The sequence below is a fragment of the Campylobacter canis genome (assembly GCF_045504005.1).
Taxonomy (GTDB): domain Bacteria; phylum Campylobacterota; class Campylobacteria; order Campylobacterales; family Campylobacteraceae; genus Campylobacter_A; species Campylobacter_A canis.
The window spans coordinates 1-735 of sequence record NZ_JBJJXH010000028.1; the positions used below are offsets into that span (position 1 = coordinate 1).

At 38.6% G+C, this 735-nt stretch carries 1 protein-coding gene; it reads left to right on the top strand.

The annotated features are described in order from the left end of the window. The coding region (locus ACHJH3_RS11255; RefSeq protein WP_407064890.1) for a class I SAM-dependent methyltransferase at positions 1-735 on the top strand (735 nt) is incomplete at both ends.

The following is a 735-nucleotide window of genomic DNA, read 5'->3' on the forward strand; positions in this document are numbered from 1 at the left end:
CTGCTTATAAATTTGTATTTTAGAAGCCTTGAAAACGAAGTAAAAGAGCCGATTTTAAGAGATGAGTTTTCAGGTGAGATAGTTAAAAAGATAGATTATGACTTTGCTAAATTTGAAGCGGGCGATCTAAGTCGTGTAGGAGTTGTGATAAGAGCGAAATTTATCGATGACGCACTTGTGGAATTTGCCAAAGATAACGATGAGGTGGTTATCGTGCAGGTTGGCGCTGGGCTTGATACCAGACCGCTTAGACTTGAGTCGGTATGTCCCAATGCTATCTTTTACGACCTTGATCTTCCCGATGTGATAGCACTTCGCGACAAACTCATGCCAAAAGCCAAGAAAAACTTTAGTATCTCTAGCTCCATGCTTGAAACCGCTTGGATGGACGAGCTTAAAGCAAAGCATCCAAATGCTAAATTCGCCTTTGCTCTAGAAGGCGTTGCGATGTATTTTGAAAAAGAAGTTTTTAAAGAGTTCTTTTTAAATTTGACTAGGAGGTTTGAAGGTATAGTTGCGCTTGATCTTATAAATAATTTTGCCGCAAAGATGGATTCTAGGAAGCATGATACGCTTAAATTTATGAAAAAAAGAGTTGATTTTAAGATGGGCATAGAAGATCCAAGCGAGGTTGAAGAGTGGGATAAAGCCGCGATAAAACATCTAAAAACAGGCACAATGATGGATATGTATAAAAACAGATGGAGTCTTAGAGGTAGGATTTTTGGACTGATT